Raw genomic sequence first — 16,879 nt, 5'->3', positions numbered from 1 at the left:
GTGAACGTGTTGTACGCCGCTGCCCGCCGCCCGCAACCGGTTCTGTTCGCCGCCCTGCTGGCCGCGGTGCTTCTCGGCGTCGCGGTGCAGACGGTCGACCAGCCGGTGCTCGGGATCCTGCTGGTGTTCGGCTCGATCGTCCTGGCGCTGTTCCTGGTGGTGATGGGGCATCTCCTGCGCGACCGGTCCGGCGCCCCGCTGGTGCCGACCGGGGAGGCGGCGTTCGAGACACCGGTGGTGCCCTATTCCACCTGCCTGGCCGTCGCCCAGACCCTGATGTGGGTGCCGCTCGGCATCTCCGAGACGATCGGCGACCTGGTCCGGGGAGAACTGGACTGGCCCTTCGACGGATGGTACTCGCTGTTCGCGGTGCTGCTGATCGTCTTCGCCTGGAACACGGCCCTGTTCTCCCGCGGCATCCGGGTGGAGCCCGCCGGGGTGCTGCGGCGCGGACCGTGGCGCGACCACCTGATCCGCTGGGACGAGCTCACCGGGCCGGGCGCGATCACCGCCGGCGGCCGCCGGTCGATCCCGTCCGTCCGCCTGCGCCGCGCGAGCGGCCGCACGGTCCTGGTGCCGACCCCGTACCCCGACCTGCTGGCCAGGATCATCCGGGAGTACGCCGCGGACCCCGGCCGCCGGGCCGCCATCGGCACCGTGGCCGAATCGGCCCGAATCTCCCGGTGACGTCCCTCATTCGCGCCATCATCGGATGGTGATCATCTCGGGGCCGGTCACGGCTCCATGGTCACTGAAAGTGCGTGGCCCACGGCTCAAAAGGGCTACGAAGTGATCCGTACGGCCCTGCCCGGCGTGTTCCTAGGCGTTGAGGGGCCGTAACACCTGCGGGGGTGACAGGTTTGACCGAGACGCCGACCACGATGAGGCCGGACGTTTTCGATCCGCGCGTGGCACCGCCACGCCGGGGGGCCGGAGGCGACGTCCCGGATCCCGGGCGCCGCTCCCGGGTGGCCGCGTGGCTGCTGCGGATCCTGCCGGCCGCGGTGCCCGGCGTGCTGATGCTCGGCATCGCCCTGATCCAGGCCGGCCGGCCCACGCTCAGCTGGGACGAGGTCACCTCCGCGGAGATGGCCTCCCGGTCGGTGCCGCAGATCCTCGCCACGGCGCCGAACATCGACGCCGTCTTCGGCTTCTACTACCTGCTCCTGCACTGGTGGACCGGGCTGGCCGGCACCGGCGAGGTGGCCCTGCGGCTGCCCTCGATCGTGGCCATGGCGGCCGGCGTGGCGGTCGCCGCCGAGCTGGGCAGGCGCCTGTTCACCCCGCTGGCCGGGCTGGTCACCGGACTGATCCTGTGCGTCGTGCCGAACACAACCCGGTACGCGGCCGAGGCCCGCCCGTACGCCTTCGCCTGCTTCTTCTCGGTCCTGGCGCTGCTCCTGCTGGTGGAGGCGATCCGGCGCGGCGGCGCGTACCGGTGGATCGCCTACGGCCTGAGCGTGCTGATGCTGGGTCTCTTCCACCTGCTCGCCCTGACCACCCTGGTGGCGCATGCCGCCCTGGTCGCCCTGCAACCCGGCGGGAGGCGCCGCCGGCGCGCCCTGGTCTGGGGCGGCACGGTGCTGGCCGCCCTGCTGCCGCTCGCCCCGATCGCCTGGCTGGGCCTGCGCCAGCAGGACGCCCAGCTGCACTGGGTCGGCCCGATCACCGTGCGCGGCATCGCCGGCATGCCGGCCGGGATCGCCGGCTCGCGGGAGGTGGCCTGGTTCCTGATCGGCATGGTGGCGCTGGTCTCCTGGCGGCCGCTGCGCCGCCTGGTCCCGGTCGCGCTGCTCGCCCTCGGCCCGCTGACGGTCCTGGCCGCCGTGTCCTACCTGATCTCGCCCATGTGGGTGGCCCGCTACCTGCTGGTGGTGCTGGCCCCGGTGGCGATCCTGGCGGCGGTCGCGCTGACCGGCGGCCGGGACGGCTGGTCCCGGTTCACCGTGACGCGGGTGGTGACGGTGCTGCTGGTGCTCGCCGCTGTCGCGGTGCCGGGGCAGCGGGCGGTCCGGGCCCAGACCGCGAAGAACGGGCCGGACTACCGGGCCGTCGCGACGATCATCGGCCGGGAGGCGCGGCCCGGGGACGTGGTCGTCTATCCGGCCCGGAACCGGTCGATCCGGGCCGGCATGGACCACTACCTGGCCGCGGAGCCGGTCGTCCCGGCCGACCCGCTGGTCCGCGTCCCGTCGGCGCGGACCGGCACCCTGATCGCCGAGGAGTACCCGGACACGGCCGCCCGGCTGGCCGGCGCCCGCCGCGTCTGGCTGGTCCTCGGCGACCGGGTCGCCGACCCGCTCACCATCCGGCCGGAGCTGCGCGCGATGCTCACCGGCGGCTACCGCCAGGTCGATGTCTGGCAGCCCAAGCGGGCCACCGTCGCGCTCTACGAACTACGGGGCTGAGCTGGCAAGCTGACCGCCATGAAGGTTCTGCTCCCCGACACCATCCCCCTCGACCCGGACCTGCCCGCCGGCGTGACCACCGCCGTCTACGACGTCCGCCGCCCGCTCCCCGACGAGCACACCGACGCCGAGGTGCTGGTGGTGTGGGGCAACACGCCGGAGAACCTGTCCGACGCGGCCCAGCGGCTCAAGGCGGTCCGCTGGGTGCAGACGCTCGCCGCCGGGCCGGACGCGGTGCTGGCCGCCGGGTTCGCCGCCGACGTGGTGGTCACCGCGGGGCTGGGGCTGCACGACCGGACCGTCGCCGAGCACACGCTGGGCCTGGTGCTGGCCGCCGCCCGCCGGCTCAATCGGCTGGTCCGGGCGCAGATCGGCCGCCGCTGGGCGGGCGAGTGGGGCGGCCCGCAACCGGTGGACGAGCCGGGCGCGTTCCGGACGCTGCGCGACGCGAACGTGGTGATCTGGGGTTTCGGCGGGATCGCGGCGCGGCTGGCCCCGCTGCTCGCCGCGCTGGGCGCGCACGTGACCGGGGTGGCCCGGGGCGCCGGCGAGCGGCACGGCTTCCCGGTGGTGACCGACGCCGACCTGCCGGGCCTGCTGCCGGAGACCGACCTGCTGATCAACATCCTGCCGGCCACCCCCGAGACGGCCGGCGTCCTGGGCGCCGCGATCCTGGACCGGCTGCCCGCCCACGCCTGGGTGGTGAACGTGGGCCGCGGCGCCACCCTGGACGAGGACGCGCTGCTGGCCGCGATCCGGGCCGGGCGGCTCGGCGGGGCGGCCCTGGACGTCTTCGCCGAGGAACCGCTGCCGGTGGCCTCGGGCCTGTGGGACGAACCCGACGTGATCATCACGCCGCACGCCGCCGGCGGCCGTCCGGAGGGCGCGTCCGCGCTGCTCGGCGAGAACCTGGCGGCCTACCGCAGCGGCGGCTCACTGCGCAACGTCGTCTCCTGACCCGCGGGTCGAGCGGGCGCGCACGTGCACCCGCTCGCCCTGCGGCCCGAAGATGTTGAGCACCTCGGCCGGCTCCGGTCCGGGGTTGAGGATCGCGTGCGGCAGCCGGGTGTCGAACTCGGCCGCCTCGCCCGGGGTGAGCACCAGGTCGTGGTCGCCGAGCAGCAGCCGGACCCGCCCGGACAGCACGTAGAGCCACTCGTAACCCTCGTGGGTCTGCTGTTCCACCCCGCACGTCCCCGGTTCGGGCGGCAGGATCTGCTTGAAGGCCTGCAACCCGCCCGGCCGCCGGCTGAGCGGGACGTACGTGTGCCCGCCTCGCTGGATCGGCCGCGCCCGGACCCGCGGGTCGCCGGTCTCCGGCGCGTCCACCAGCTCGTCGAGGGTGACCTGGTAGGCCTCGGCCAGCGGCAGCAGCAACTCCAGCGTGGGGCGGCGGCTGCCCGACTCGAGGCGGGACAGCGTGCTCACCGAGATCCCGGTGGTCTCGGCCAGCCGGGTGAGCGTGATCTCGCGCCGCTGGCGCAGCTCGCGCAGCCGGGGCCCCACGGCGGCGAGCGCGGACTCCAGGTCTTTTGCCATAACAGCAACATTAGTTGCCGTCCTGCCGGAGTGTTGGGCACGGTGAGCGGGAGAGGCGAGAGAGGAGTACGCCGTGGAGGAGCAGACGTACGACGTCGTGGTGATCGGCGGCGGCGCGGCCGGACTGAGCGGAGCGCTGGCCCTGGCCCGCTCCCGGCGGTCGGTGCTCGTCGTCGACAGTGGGGAGCCGCGCAACGCCCCGGCCGCGCACATGCACAACTACCTGGGCCGGGACGGCACACCCCCGGCCGAGCTGCTGGCCGCCGGCCGGGCCGAGGTCATCGGCTACGGCGCCGAACTGCTGACCGGCCGCGCCGAGTCGGCGGTCCGTGACGGCGACGGGTTCCGGGTGGCGATCGACGACGGCCGGCTGGTCCGCGGGCGGCGCCTGCTGGTCACCACCGGCCTGGTCGACGAGCTGCCGGACATCCCGGGGCTGGCCGAACGGTGGGGCCGGGACGTGGCGCACTGCCCGTACTGCCACGGGTGGGAGCTGCGGGACAGGCGGATCGGCGTGCTGGTGACCGGGCCGCTGAGCCTGCTCCAGGCGCAGATGTGGCGGCAGCTCAGCCCGCACGTGCTGATCCTGCTCCACGGCCATCCCGCGCCCGGCGCCGAACAGTCCGAGGAACTGGCCGCCCGGGGCATCCCGGTGGTGGCCGGCGAGGTGGTGGGCGTTCAGGTGTCCGGGGACCGGATGACCGGGGTGCGGCTGGCGTCCGGCGAGACGGTCGCGGTGGACGCGCTGGTGGCCGGGCCCCGGTTCGCCGCCCGTTCCGGGGTGCTGGAGTCGCTGGACCTTCCGGCCGAGCCGTTCGAGATGCACGGGCTGGTGCTGGGCAGCCGGATCCCGGCCGACGAGACCGGGGCGACCCGGGTGCCCGGCGTGTGGGTGGCCGGGAACGTGACGAACCTGGGCGCGACCGTCGTGGTGGCCGCCGCGGGCGGGCAGACCGCCGCCGCCGCGATCAACATGGACCTGATCGCCGAGGACACCCGGCGGGCGGTGGACGGCTACCGGGAGCGGATCTCCACCATGTTCACCGAGGAGGCCTGGGAGCAGCGCTACCGCGGCAAGGACGCGATCTGGAGCGGGCGGCCCAACCCGCAGCTGGTCGCCGAGGTGCCCGGACTGACCCCGGGACGTGCCCTGGACGTGGGCTGCGGCGAGGGCGCCGACACGGTGTGGCTCGCCGAACGCGGCTGGGAGGTGACCGGTGTGGACATCTCGACGGTCGCCCTGGAGCGGGCCGCCGGGCACGCGGCCGGGGCCGGGGTGGCCGAGCGGGTCACGTTCCGGCACGCGGACCTGCGCGCCGACCCGCCGGGGGAGGCGTACGACCTGGTGTCCGCGCAGTTCATGCATCTGCCGCCGGAGGAGCGCCGCGAGTTGTACGCCCGGCTGGCCGCCGCCGTGGCCCCGGGCGGCACCCTGCTGGTGGTCGGCCACCACCCGTCCGACCTGGCCACCTTCGCCCGGCACCACTTCCCGGACATGCTGTTCACCGCTGAGGAGATCGCCGCGGAACTCGACCCGGAGGCGTGGAAGGTGGTCACCGCCGAGGCCCGGCCCCGGACGGCGACCGACCCGGACGGCCGCGTGATCACCGTCCGGGACGCGGTTCTGGTGGCGAGGCGTCAGGGCTGACCCCGGAGAGCGGCCGCAGTCGGCGTACTTGTCCGAGTTTTCCGGGCCTAGTTCCGGCTAACCGGGCGAATCGCCAGCATGGCTGCGGCCGCCTTGCTGCAATGGGCACATGCGTCCGGACGATCCTGAACGACACCCCGATCCGGGCGAGGACGCCCGGGCGGCGCTCGCGGCCTGGCGGGACGGGCTCGTCGACCCGGGCGGCGCCGACCGCCTCATCAACCTGCCACGCGGCGGCGCCGACCTGGTGGAGATCGTCTCCCCGAACCCGGCCGGCGTCGTCGAGGCGCTGCGCCACGGCCGGGACTGCACCCTGGCCGGGGCCGGGGCCGGGGCGAAGAAGGGCGACCTGCGTACCGAGCTGCCGGACGGGGTGCTCGGGCCGCTGCTGCGCCGCCTGCGCCGGCAGACCCGGCTGGAACGGGCCGACCGCGGGGTGGACGTGCTCCACCTGGCGGCCGGGCTGCTGCACTGGCAGGACGGCGCCGGCGCCGGCCACGCCAGCCCACTGCTGCTGATCCCGGTCGACCTGGTCGCCCTCGGCCCGGGCGAGGTGCCCCGGCTGCGCGCCGGCAGCGGCGACCCGCTGGTCAACCCGGCCCTCGCCGCCCGGCTCGCCCGCCTCGGCGTCACCCTGCCCGAGGTCGGCGACCTGGCCGGTGTGGACATCGCGGCGCTCACCGCCGAGATCGCCGCCGCCGGCGCGGGACGGCCCGGCTGGCACACCGCCGACCTGGCCGTGCTGGCCCGCTTCGACCCGGCCGTCGAGGCGATCCGCCGCGACCTGACCGAGAACGAGGACCGGATCCTCGCCCACCCGGTGGTCCGGGCGCTGGCCACCGCCGCCGGCACCGAGGGCGCGTTCGCCTTCACCCCGATCACCCCGGACGAGATCGACGTGCTCGCCCCGCCCGACGACGTGCCACTCGTGCTGGACGCCGACGCCGGGCAGCGCGCCTGCGTGGCCGCCGCCTGCGAGGGCCACAGCTTCGTCGTCGACGGCCCGCCCGGCACCGGCAAGTCGCAGACCATCGCCAACATGGCCGGCGCGCTCGCCCACGCCGGGAAACGGGTGCTGGTCGTGTCCGAGAAGGCGTCCGCCCTGAACAGCGTCCAGCACCGGCTGGCCGACACCGGGCTCGGCAACTACCTCCTCGACCTGCACGGCGACCGGCTGTCCCGCCGGCATGTCGCGGCCACGCTGGCCGCCGCCCTGGAGGCGGACCCGCTGCCCGGCACCCCGATGAGCGACGAGGCACGCCAGGAGCTGCGGGAGCGGAGGGAGCGGCTCAACGCGTACGCCGAAGCCGTCAACGAGATCCGCCACCCACTCGGCCGCAGCCTGTACGAGGTGGCCGGCCGATTCGCCCGGCTGGCCGGGCTGCCGGAGGCGCCGGCCCCGGCCCTGCCCGCCGCCGGCCTGACCGACGAGATCCTGGACCGGATCCGCGACGCCGCGAACCGCCTGGCCGGTGCCTGGCGCCCGGCCACCGAGCGCAGCGGCTACCGCTGGCGCGAGGTGGCCGAACGCGAACCGCTCGACGAGGCCCTGCTGGAGGCCCAGCTCGCCCTGGAGGAGCTGTCCGGCGCCGTCGCCGTGAACGGGACCATCGCCGCCGCCTTCCATCTGCGGGCGCCGGCCGACGCGGCCGCCCTCGGGGAGATCGCCGAACACGCCGCGCAGCGCCCGCCCGGCGCCGCCGACCAGTGGCTCATGGCGAACACCCTGCGCCCGGTCCGGATCGCCGCCGAGGAACTCGCCCAGCGCATCGACGTGTCCCGCCGGGCCGCCGAGGCGGTCCGCAACCGGGCCGGTGTCGGCTGGGAGACGCTGGCCGCCCCGATGGACCTGGACGCCCTGCCCGAACCGCCGCGGCTGGACCCGCCCGCGGTCCGGCTCGAACCGCTCACCGCGGACGAGGCCAAGGCGCTGGCCGGACGGTTCGCCGCGGACGCCGACGAACTCGAGCACCAGCAGCAGAGCCTGGACCGGGCCACCGTCCGGCTCGGCCTGCCGGACGTGGTCACCTTCTCCGACGTCGAACTGGTGCACCTGGTCGCCGAGCTGGGCGGCCGCCCGGACAAGCCGGAGAGGACGTGGTTCGCCCCGGGCGCCCAGTCCGCCGTGCACAACGCCGCCAGCACGCTGCGGCTGCACATCGACGCGGTCGCCGCGGCCCGCGCCGCCGCACACGAGATCTTCACCGGCGCGGTGCTCACCGAACCGGTCGAGGACCTCGCCGAGCGGTTCGTCACCCTGCACCGCGGCGCCCGCAAGCTGCTCGCCCCGTACCGGCGCGACCGGGAGACGGTGGCCGGGTTCACCCAGCCGGGCGTCACCGTCGACGAGGCGGTCGCCGAACTCGGGCTGGCCGTCGCCTGGCGGCGCGCCCACGAGGGCCTGATCGCCGCCGAGCGACAGCACGCCGGCCTGCTCGGGCGCTTCTGGAGACGGGCCGACACCGACTTCCCGGCGATCGGCCGGGCCCTCCAGACGGCCGGCGAGGTGCTGCGGGTCACCCCGCCCGAGGCGCTGCCCGCGGTCATCGACTACGTCTGTGCGATGCACCCGGCCGACGACCTGGTCCGGGCCGTCACCGAGGCCCGCGACGTGTTCCGGTACTGGCGGGGCACCCTGCGGCCGGAGCCCGACCCGGCCGGGCGGCCGGAACTCGGGCACGGCCCGGTGCACGAGGCGATCGCCTGGCTGCGCGCCCAGGTGGCGCCGCTGCGCGGCACCGCCGCGATCCTGCGGCGGCTCGGCGACGCCGTCGGCCGCGACCTCAACGGCGCCGAGGCGGCCGGGATCATCGAGGTACGGCGGGGCGTGATCGACGCCGAGGACGCGTTCAGCGCCGCGACCCGGTCCCTCGAGGCCACCCTCGGGCCGGTGTTCCAGGGACGGCACACCGACCTGCGAGCCCTCGAGGATGCCATCGAGTGGACGGCGCACGCCCGTACGCTGCGCACCGGCGCGGACTCCGCGCTCACCGGCGAACAGGCCGAGGCACTGGTCGCGGGCCACCCCGCCCCCGACCTGACCCCGGCGTCCACGGCGTGGCAGGAGGCACGGCAGCGCATCATCGACGCCTTCGGCCCGGCCCGGCAGGTCCGGCTCGGCACCGCCCTGGACCGCTACGAGACCGCCCACGACCTGCTGCGCGACCTGCTCGACGACGACACCGGCCAGCAGGAGTGGTTCCAGTACCTGGAGGCTCGCGCGGTCCTCGCCGAGTACGGGATGGACACCGTCATCGACTTCTGCGCCGACCACGCGGTGGACGTACAGCGGCTCGGGGACGTGCTGGAACGCAGCGCGTACCGGGCGTGGACCGACCACGTCCTGGCCGAGGACGAGCGGCTCCAGCCGGTCGCCGCCGTCGTGCGCGACGAGATGGCCGCCGGGTTCCGCCGCCTGGACTCCGATCTGCTCACCGACGCGGCCGAATCGGTCATCGAGGTGCTCGACCGGCGGCGGCCGGAGGTCACCGGCGGTGACGGCGCCGCGCTGATCCGGGCCGAGGGCCTCAAGAACGACGGCCACCTCCCGGTACGCGACCTGCTCGCCGGCGCCTGGGACACGATCGCCGCCCTCAAACCGTGCCTGGTCATGCCGCCCGCCGAGGTGAGCCGCCTGCTGCCGGCCGAGGCGTCCTTCGACGTCGTGGTGATCGACGAGGCGTCCCGGATGACCCCGGCGGCCGCGGTGGCCTGCGCCTACCGGGGCGCGTCGCTGGTGATCGTCGGCGACGACGCCCAGCTGCCCCCGGCCGGCGACCAGCCGTCGGTGCTGGTGGTGGCGAACGACTGCGGCGCGTTCACCCGGCTCGCCCTCACCTGGCACTACCGCAGCCGGCACGAGAGCCTGATCGCCTTCGCCAACGAGGCCTTCTACCAGGGCCGGCTGAACACCTTCCCGAGCCCGCACCCGTCCGGCGCGGATCTCGGCGTCCAGCTCCACCCGGCCGCGGTCGCCGGCGAGGCCCGGCTGGTCGCCGAACGGGTCCTGCACCACCTCACCACCCGGCCGTCGCTGTCGCTGGGCGTCGTGACGCTCACCGCCGCCCACGCCGACGAGATCGCCGACGCCGTCGAGGCCGAACTGGCCGGGCGCCCCGACCTGGAGGGCTTCCTCGGCGACTTCGTGGTCGAGGGCGCCGAGACGGCACAGGGCGACGAACGCGACGTGATCATCCTGTCCACCGGCGCGAGCCTGGACGCGGCCGGCGGACCCACCGGCGCACGGCGGCTCGCCGTCGCCGTCACCCGGGCCCGGCACCGGGTCGAGGTGGTGTCGGCGATCGGCGCCGGGAACCGTGAGGAACCCGCCGACGAGGGGGAACGCCGGCTGGCCGCGTACCTCGACTACGCCGAGCACGGCGGGCCGGCGCTCACCGAGCAGGAGCCCACCCCGCTCGAGGAGTCGATCCGGGAGACCCTGGAGAACTGGGGCTACCCGGCGCACGTCCGGTCCGGCGCGGGCCGCTACCGGGTCGAGATCGGGGTGCGCCACCCGGACGACACCCGCGAGTCGTACGCCCTCGGCGTCCGCTGCGACGGCCCCGGCTACCAGCTGTCCCCGGTCGCCCGGGACCGGGACCGCCTGCACGAGCAGGTGCTGCACAGCCTCGGCTGGCACCTGCACCGGATCTGGTCGGTCGCGTGGTACCACGACCGGGAGAACGAGGAGGCCCGGCTCCGGACGGCGGTCGAGAGCGCCCTGGCCGTCCCGGACGTCTTCGCCGAGACCGAGGACGAGACGCTGACCGCCCGCCCGGCGCAGCGGCCCGAGTGGGCGCTGCCCTACGAGCGCGCCGTGATCGAGCCGCTGCCGGCCACCACCCGCCTCGCCGACGCGGTGGCCCGGCAGCTGCTGATCGAGGCCGTCGAGCGGGTCGCCGAGGTGGAGGGCCCGGTGCACCTGGCCACGGTGACCCGGCGGATCCGCGAGGGCTGGGGAATCGCCCGCCTCACCCAGCAGATCAGGACGGCGATCGAGAGGGCCGTACGCGACTCCCGCGCCGGTTTCGACGGCACCTTCGTGACCGCCCCGGACACCCCGATCCCGGCCGTACGGGTGCCCGCCGACGGCGTCACCCGCAAACCCGATCAGGTCGCCGACGCCGAGATCCAGCTGGCCCTGGAGTATCTGGTCCTCGACGCCGGCCTGGTCGAGGGGGAGGACCTGCTGGCCGCGGCCGGGCGGCTGTTCGGCTGGAGCGGCAACCGGGCGGGCGCGGCCCGGCTCGCGGCGATGCTCGACGACCTGGTCGAGGCGGACCGGCTGATCGCGCACCGCAACGGGCTGATCGCCGCCCCGGCGAGCGACCTGCTCGACCTGCCCGACCCGGCGATGCTGCCGCGCCGGGAGGAGACCGGCCGGCCGGTACGGACCGAGGTCAACCTTTGACGTAGTCGTCGTGCGGGGTCCCGGCGGTCCACAGGGTCGTCCGGGTCCGCGCGCAGTGCCGGACGATCGCCGGATCCTCGGTGAGCGCGCCCCCGGCGAACCCGCCGTCCGGACCGAACAGGGTGAACACCACCCGGCGGTCGTCGAACAGCCAGAAGTCGTCGAAGGCGACCGCCAGCCCGCCCGTCTCCGGCCGGGGCAGCCAGCGGATGTCCTCGCCGGCCTCGACGTTGAACCCGGAGATGTTCAGCAGCCACCGCGTGTAGTCCAGGTGCGGCACCGGCACCACCCGCAGCCGCCGGACACTGCGGCCCGCGTCGGTGACCTCCCGGACCAGCTCCAGCCACGGCCGCTGCCAGCCCAGATCATCCGGTTCGCCGTCGAGGAACCGCTGGAACGGCGCCGACTCCTCCCGCGTGTGATAGACGTCCTGCACCTCCAGGTGGAACGCCGTCCGTTCGAAGGACCGGAACAGCCCGTCGAACGCGTCACCCCGAAGCAGCCGCATGCCCCCACCTTGACCACAGTGGACGAGACCGGTCCAGCCCGCCCGTGACGTTGACGCACGTGGAGGGAAAACGTCAGCGGATCTGCACACCGGAGATGGCGCGTGCGATCACCAGCCGCTGGATCTCCGAGGTGCCCTCGAAGATCGTGTAGATCTTGGCGTCCCGGAACATCCGCTCCACCGGATGCTCACGCAGATAACCGGCGCCGCCGAGGATCTGCACCGCCTTCTCGGTGACCGTGACCGCCACCTCACCGGCCTTCAGCTTCGACATCGAGCCCTCGCCGGCGGTGAACGGCCGCTCGTTGCGGCCCATCCACGCCGCCCGCCACACCAGCAGCCGGGCCGCGTCGATCTCCATCCGCATGTCGGCCAGCGCGAACGCGACCGCCTGGTTCTCGATGATCGGGCGGCCGAACTGGACCCGGGTCTTCGCGTACTCCAGCGCGTACTCGTAGGCGGCCCGGGCGATGCCGATCGCCTGCGCGCCGACCGCCGGCCGGGACAGCTCGAAGGTCCGCATCGCCGCCTGGCCGGACCGCCGCTGCCCCTCACGCGCCTTCGCGAGCCGCTTGTCCAGCGCCTCCTTGCCGCCGAGCAGGCAGCTGCCGGGCACCCGGACGTCGTCGAGGAACACGTCGGCGGTGTGCGAGGCCCGCAGCCCCAGCTTCTTCAGCTTCTTCGTCCCCACCAGCCCCGTCGTCCCCGGCGGCACGATGAACGCGGCCTGCCCACGGGACCCCAGCGACGGGTCGACACTCGCCGTCACCACGTGCACGTGGGCGATCCCGCCGTTGGTGGCGTACGCCTTCTGCCCGCGGATCACCCACTCGTCGGTCGCCTCGTGGTAGATCGCCCGGGTGCGCATCGCCGCCACGTCCGAACCCGCCTCCGGCTCGGTGCTGCAGAACGCGCCCACCTTGGGGTCGGCGGCGTCCCCGAAGCACTGCGGCACCCACTCGATCAGCTGATCCGGTGTACCCGAGCCGAAGATCGCGGCCACCGCCAGCGAGGTGCCGGAGATCGCCATGCCGATGCCGCCGTCGCCCCAGAACAGCTCCTCGTTGGCGACCGGCAGACTCAGCCCGGACGTGTCCGACCAGGTGTTGGCGAGGAACTCGAACCCGTACAGGCCGATCTTCGCGGCCTCCTGGAGGACCGGCCAGGGAGTCTCCTCCCGCTCGTCCCACTCCGCGGCCGCGGGCCGGACCACCGATTCGGCGAACCCGTGCACCCAGTCGCGCAGCTCGCGCTGTTCGTCGTTGAGGTCGAGCCAGAACTCCACGGTCAGCCCCTCCGCCGGCAGGTTAACTCGCCGGTAACCTTACGAGGGCGTAACTTCCGGGACAAGCCCCATCAATGGGTCTCAACGCTCCAGGATCGCCACCACACCCTGACCGCCGGCCGCGCAGATGGAGATCAGGCCCCGGCCCGAGCCCTTCTGCGCGAGCTGCTTGGCCAGGGACGCGACGATCCGGCCGCCGGTCGCCGCGAACGGGTGGCCGGCCGCCAGCGAGGACCCGTTGACGTTGAGCCTCGCCCGGTCGATCGAGCCGAGCGGGGCGTCCAGGCCGAGCCTCTCCTTGCAGAACTCGGGCGACTCCCACGCCGCGAGGGTGGCCAGCACCTGCGACGCGAACGCCTCGTGGATCTCGTAGAAGTCGAAGTCCTGGAGGGTGAGGCCGTTGCGGGCCAGCATCCGGGGCACCGCATAGGCGGGCGCCATGAGCAGGCCCTCGTCGCCGTGCACGTAGTCGACCGCCGCGGTCTCCGAGTCGGCGAACCAGGCCAGCACCGGCAGCGAACGCGCGGCCGCCCACTCCTCGGAGGCGAGCAGCACGGTCGAGGCGCCGTCGGTGAGCGGTGTCGAGTTGCCCGCCGTCATGGTGGCGTTCTCCTCGCCGTACACCGGCTTCAGCTTCGCCAGCTTCTCCAGGCTGCTGTCCGCGCGCAGGTTCTGGTCCCGGGTCAGCCCCAGATAGGGCGTCAGAAGATCATCGAAAAACCCGCGATCGTACGCCTCCGCGAGCCGCTGGTGGGAGGTCAGCGCCAGCTCGTCCTGCTCCGCCCGCCCGATGTTCCACCGCAGGGCCGTGACCGCCGCGTGCTCGCCCATCGACAGCCCGGTCCGCGGCTCGGCGTTGCGCGGCAGCTCCGGCCGGATCGCGTGCTGCGGGCGCAATTTGGCCACCGCCCGGAGCCGGTCACCGAGGCTCCGGGCCCGGTTCAGCTGGAGCAGAGCGCGCCGCATGTCCTCGTTGAGCTGCAACGGAGCGTCCGAGGTGGTGTCCACGCCACCGGCCACGCCGGAGTCGATCTGCCCGAGCGCGATCTTGTTGGCGACCAGGATGGCCGCCTCCAGGCCGGTCCCGCAGGCCTGCTGGATGTCGTAGGCCGGGGTGCGCGGGTCCAGCCGCGAGCCGAGCACCGTCTCCCGGGTCAGGTTGAAGTCGCGCGAGTGCTTCAGCACGGCCCCCGCCACGACCTCACCGAGCCGCTCACCGGCCAGCCCGAACCGGGCGATCAGCCCGTCCAGCGAGGCGGTCAGCATGTCCTGGTTCGAGGCCTCGGCGTAGCGGCTGTCGGAGCGGGCGAACGGAATCCGGTTCCCGCCCAGCACGGCCACACGGCGCACGTCCACCACGACTATCCTCCACATCGAAGAATCTCGGTTACTCACCGGTAGGCTACTCGCATGGCTGACAGGTACGCGAACTTCGCCAACTCCGGTCTCGGCCGGACCGTGGTCAAGCGCCTCGGACTGCCTGATCCGCCCCGGCTGCGCCGCTACCGGGCCGGAGATCCGCTGGTCAGCGGCCCGGTCCTGCTGGGTGCGGCGCCGGGCGGCCGGCTCTCCGAGCCGATCCGCAAGCTCCTGGGCGCGGCGGGCGCGGAGGTCACCGATCAAACCCGGGACGGGGTACGGGTGAGCGCACTCGTCCTCGACGCCACCGGGATCACCGACAGCACCGGGCTGCGGGCACTTTACGACTTCTTCCACCCGTACGCCCGCTCCCTGGAGGTCTCCGGACGCGTGCTGGTGCTCGGCACCCCACCGGAAGCCACCGCGACGCCGGCCGAGGCGACCGCGCAGCGGAGCCTGGAAGGCCTGACCCGCAGCATCGGCAAGGAATTCGGGCGCGGGGTGACCGCACAGCTCGTCTACGTGGCGCCCGGCGGCGAACAGGCGATCGAGTCGACGCTGCGCTTCCTGCTCAGCGGCCGCTCGGCGTACGTCTCCGGCCAGGTCGTCCGGATCGGCGCCGGCGACGTGCCCACACCGGCCGACTGGGACCGGCCCCTCCACGGCAGACTCGCCCTGGTCACCGGCGCGGCCCGGGGCATCGGCGCGGCCATCGCCCGGGTGCTGGCCCGCGACGGCGCCGACGTGATCGCACTCGACGTGCCCGCCGCCGGCGACGCCCTCGCCGACGTGGCCAACGAGACCCGCGGCCGCGCCCTGCAACTCGACCTCACCGCCGCCGACGCGCCCGAACGCCTGGCCGGATACCTGGCCGCCGGACCGCACACCGGCGTCGACATCGTCGTCCACAACGCCGGCATCACCCGGGACAAGACCATCGCCCGGATGACCGAGGACCGGTGGGACTCGGTCATCGGCGTCAACCTGACCGCCCCCGAACGCGTCGACGACCTGCTGCTGGAACGCGGGCTCATCGGTGCCGGCGGGCGGATCGTCGGCGTCGCCTCGATCGCCGGCATCGCCGGGAACCGCGGACAGACCAACTACGCCACCAGCAAGGCCGGCGTGATCGGGCGGGTCCAGTCGTACGCCCCGGTGCTGCTCCCGCGCGGCATCACCATCAACGCGGTGGCGCCCGGCTTCATCGAGACGGCGATGACCGCCAAGATGCCGATCGGGCTGCGCGAAGCCGGACGGCGGCTCAACAGCATGTCCCAGGGCGGCCTGCCGGTCGACGTCGCCGAGACCATCGCCTGGCTCGCCTCGCCCGGGTCGGCGACGATCACCGGCAACGTGATCCGGGTCTGCGGCCAGAGCCTGCTCGGGGCCTGACATGGTGGCGGTCGTCGAGCTCAGCGAAGGGCCGGGCACCACGGCCGCGTACGCCCGGGCCGCCCTCGGCCTGCTGCCCGGCCTCGGCCGCTCCGGCGACACCCTCCCCGACGTCGAGGTCCAGCACCGGGGCGTGACGGTCGACCTGGGGCACCTGGCCGCGTACGACCGGGCCTGCGGGTTCCGGCTCACCGACACGCTGCCCGCGACGTACCCGCACGTGCTGGCGTTCCCGCTGGCCATGCGGCTGATGACGGGAGAGGGATTCCCGGTCCCCCTGATCGGCCTGGTACACGTCGCCAACCGGATCACCGTGCGCCGCGCCATCCCGTCGAGCGCGGTGCTCAACCTGTCGGTCCGGGCCGTCGACCTGCGGGAGCATCCACGCGGCCGCCAGTTCGACGTCGTCGCCACCGCCACGGTCGACGGGGCCGAGGCGTGGCGGGGCGTCTCCACGTACCTGCGCCTGTCCGACTCCCGTACCGGCTCTCGTCCCGCCGGCGCCGCATCGTCCCTCACCGGCTCGCGTCCCGCCGACGCCGCATCGTCCTCTTCCGGTGACTCCCTCACCGGCTCGCGCCCGTCCTCGGCCGGTGGGGCCGTGTGGCGGGTGCCCGCCCGGGTCGGCGGTGACTACGCCGCGGTCTCCGGCGACCGCAACCCGATCCACACCTCCCGGCTGGGGGCGCGGCTCTTCGGCTTCCCCCGCCCGATCGCCCACGGCATGTGGACCAAGGCCCGCTGCCTGGCCGCCCTGGAGGGCCGCCTCCCCGGCGCGTACACCGTCGATGTCACCTTCAAGAAGCCGGTCCTGCTGCCGGCCACGGTCCGGTTCGCCGCGACGCAGACCGCCACCGGCTGGGATCTCACCGTCCACTCGCGACATCCGCACCTGTCCGGCACGGTCACCGCCGGCCGATGACGATGGCGCACAGGTCACGTGGCTCCGGATCGGGGCAGTCGGTCAACCGCGGTCGCTCACAGCGCACATAGGTGCCGACGCCCGGATCGAGGTCGGTCCCGGTGAAATACACCCTGGCCGCCGCCGGCCACAGATGGTGCACCCGCAGATGCCTCGCGACGTCGACCGGAACCGGAAAGGTGACCTTGGCGCGCCAGTCGCGGACGTCCGCCTCACCCGAGGCGATCCCGGTCCCCCGCTCGTCGACGACGGCCAGCAGCAACCGGGCGCCCTCCCCGCCCGCCGCGACCTCCACCGAATGGATCCGCGACCCGGTCACCCGGAACTGGGTCGCCACCCAGTCACGACGGTTCAACGGGTGGGCGACGTTCTGCGTGCTGCTCGGCCAGATCTCGTGCATCCGGATCT

12 protein-coding genes are annotated in these 16,879 nt (G+C 74.2%); 7 read left to right on the top strand and 5 right to left on the bottom strand.

What is annotated here, in order from left to right; genetic code table 11:
* From BJ964_RS45185 to BJ964_RS45175, 3 genes are all read left to right on the top strand, one after another.
* Entirely contained in the window at nt 1–687 is a 687-nt protein-coding gene (locus BJ964_RS45185) for a hypothetical protein (RefSeq protein ID WP_188126407.1), read from the top strand.
* Nucleotides 688–908: 221 nt separating this feature from the next.
* Complete coding sequence (locus BJ964_RS45180; protein WP_188126406.1) at nt 909–2,408, top strand: glycosyltransferase family 39 protein; 1,500 nt, start codon at nt 909–911, stop codon at nt 2,406–2,408.
* 18 nt (nt 2,409–2,426) lie between these two features.
* Complete coding sequence (locus BJ964_RS45175) at nt 2,427–3,365, top strand: phosphoglycerate dehydrogenase (protein ID WP_188126405.1); 939 nt, start codon at nt 2,427–2,429, stop codon at nt 3,363–3,365.
* Here the strand turns inward: BJ964_RS45175 and BJ964_RS45170 are convergent.
* Nucleotides 3,342–3,947, bottom strand: a complete 606-nt coding sequence (locus BJ964_RS45170; RefSeq protein ID WP_188126404.1) for a helix-turn-helix domain-containing protein — start codon at nt 3,945–3,947, stop codon at nt 3,342–3,344. The genes BJ964_RS45175 and BJ964_RS45170 overlap by 24 nt on opposite strands.
* Before the next feature lie 73 nt (nt 3,948–4,020).
* Between BJ964_RS45170 and BJ964_RS49430 the strand changes: the two genes are divergently transcribed.
* Nucleotides 4,021–5,595 (top strand): bifunctional NAD(P)/FAD-dependent oxidoreductase/class I SAM-dependent methyltransferase, encoded by a 1,575-nt coding sequence (locus tag BJ964_RS49430; RefSeq protein ID WP_188126403.1) that lies wholly within the window; start codon nt 4,021–4,023, stop codon nt 5,593–5,595.
* A gap of 109 nt (nt 5,596–5,704) precedes the next feature.
* A complete protein-coding gene (locus BJ964_RS45160; protein ID WP_188126402.1) occupies nt 5,705–11,005 on the top strand; it encodes a DUF3320 domain-containing protein in 5,301 nt (1,766 codons plus the stop codon).
* On the opposite strand, the gene BJ964_RS45155 is transcribed toward BJ964_RS45160, so the two are convergent.
* The 3 genes from BJ964_RS45155 to BJ964_RS45145 form a co-directional block, all read right to left on the bottom strand.
* Complete coding sequence (locus BJ964_RS45155; protein ID WP_188126401.1) at nt 10,995–11,513, bottom strand: DUF6879 family protein; 519 nt, start codon at nt 11,511–11,513, stop codon at nt 10,995–10,997. The two genes, BJ964_RS45160 and BJ964_RS45155, sit on opposite strands and share 11 nt — an antisense overlap.
* A gap of 73 nt (nt 11,514–11,586) precedes the next feature.
* Entirely contained in the window at nt 11,587–12,798 is a 1,212-nt protein-coding gene (locus BJ964_RS45150) for an acyl-CoA dehydrogenase family protein (protein WP_188126400.1), read from the bottom strand.
* 81 nt (nt 12,799–12,879) lie between these two features.
* Entirely contained in the window at nt 12,880–14,157 is a 1,278-nt protein-coding gene (locus tag BJ964_RS45145) for an acetyl-CoA C-acetyltransferase (RefSeq protein ID WP_188127534.1), read from the bottom strand.
* Between the two features lie 51 nt (nt 14,158–14,208).
* Here BJ964_RS45145 and BJ964_RS45140 point away from each other — a divergent pair, with 51 nt between their 5' ends.
* Both BJ964_RS45140 and BJ964_RS45135 read left to right on the top strand, forming a co-directional pair.
* Nucleotides 14,209–15,549 carry a 3-oxoacyl-ACP reductase gene (locus BJ964_RS45140; RefSeq protein WP_188126399.1) on the top strand — a complete coding sequence of 447 codons (1,341 nt, stop codon included), beginning with the start codon at nt 14,209–14,211 and terminating at the stop codon, nt 15,547–15,549.
* 1 nt (nt 15,550) lies between these two features.
* On the top strand, nt 15,551–16,471 hold the full coding sequence (locus BJ964_RS45135) for a MaoC family dehydratase (RefSeq protein ID WP_188126398.1): 921 nt from the start codon (nt 15,551–15,553) through the stop codon (nt 16,469–16,471).
* On the opposite strand, the gene BJ964_RS45130 is transcribed toward BJ964_RS45135, so the two are convergent.
* Nucleotides 16,455–16,871, bottom strand: a complete 417-nt coding sequence (locus BJ964_RS45130) for a hypothetical protein (RefSeq protein WP_188126397.1) — start codon at nt 16,869–16,871, stop codon at nt 16,455–16,457. The genes BJ964_RS45135 and BJ964_RS45130 overlap by 17 nt on opposite strands.
* Between the last annotated feature and the right edge of the window lie 8 nt (nt 16,872–16,879).

The sequence above is a fragment of the Actinoplanes lobatus genome (assembly GCF_014205215.1).
GTDB classification, from domain to species: domain Bacteria; phylum Actinomycetota; class Actinomycetes; order Mycobacteriales; family Micromonosporaceae; genus Actinoplanes; species Actinoplanes lobatus.
This window is presented reverse-complemented; position numbering and strand designations above follow the sequence as displayed.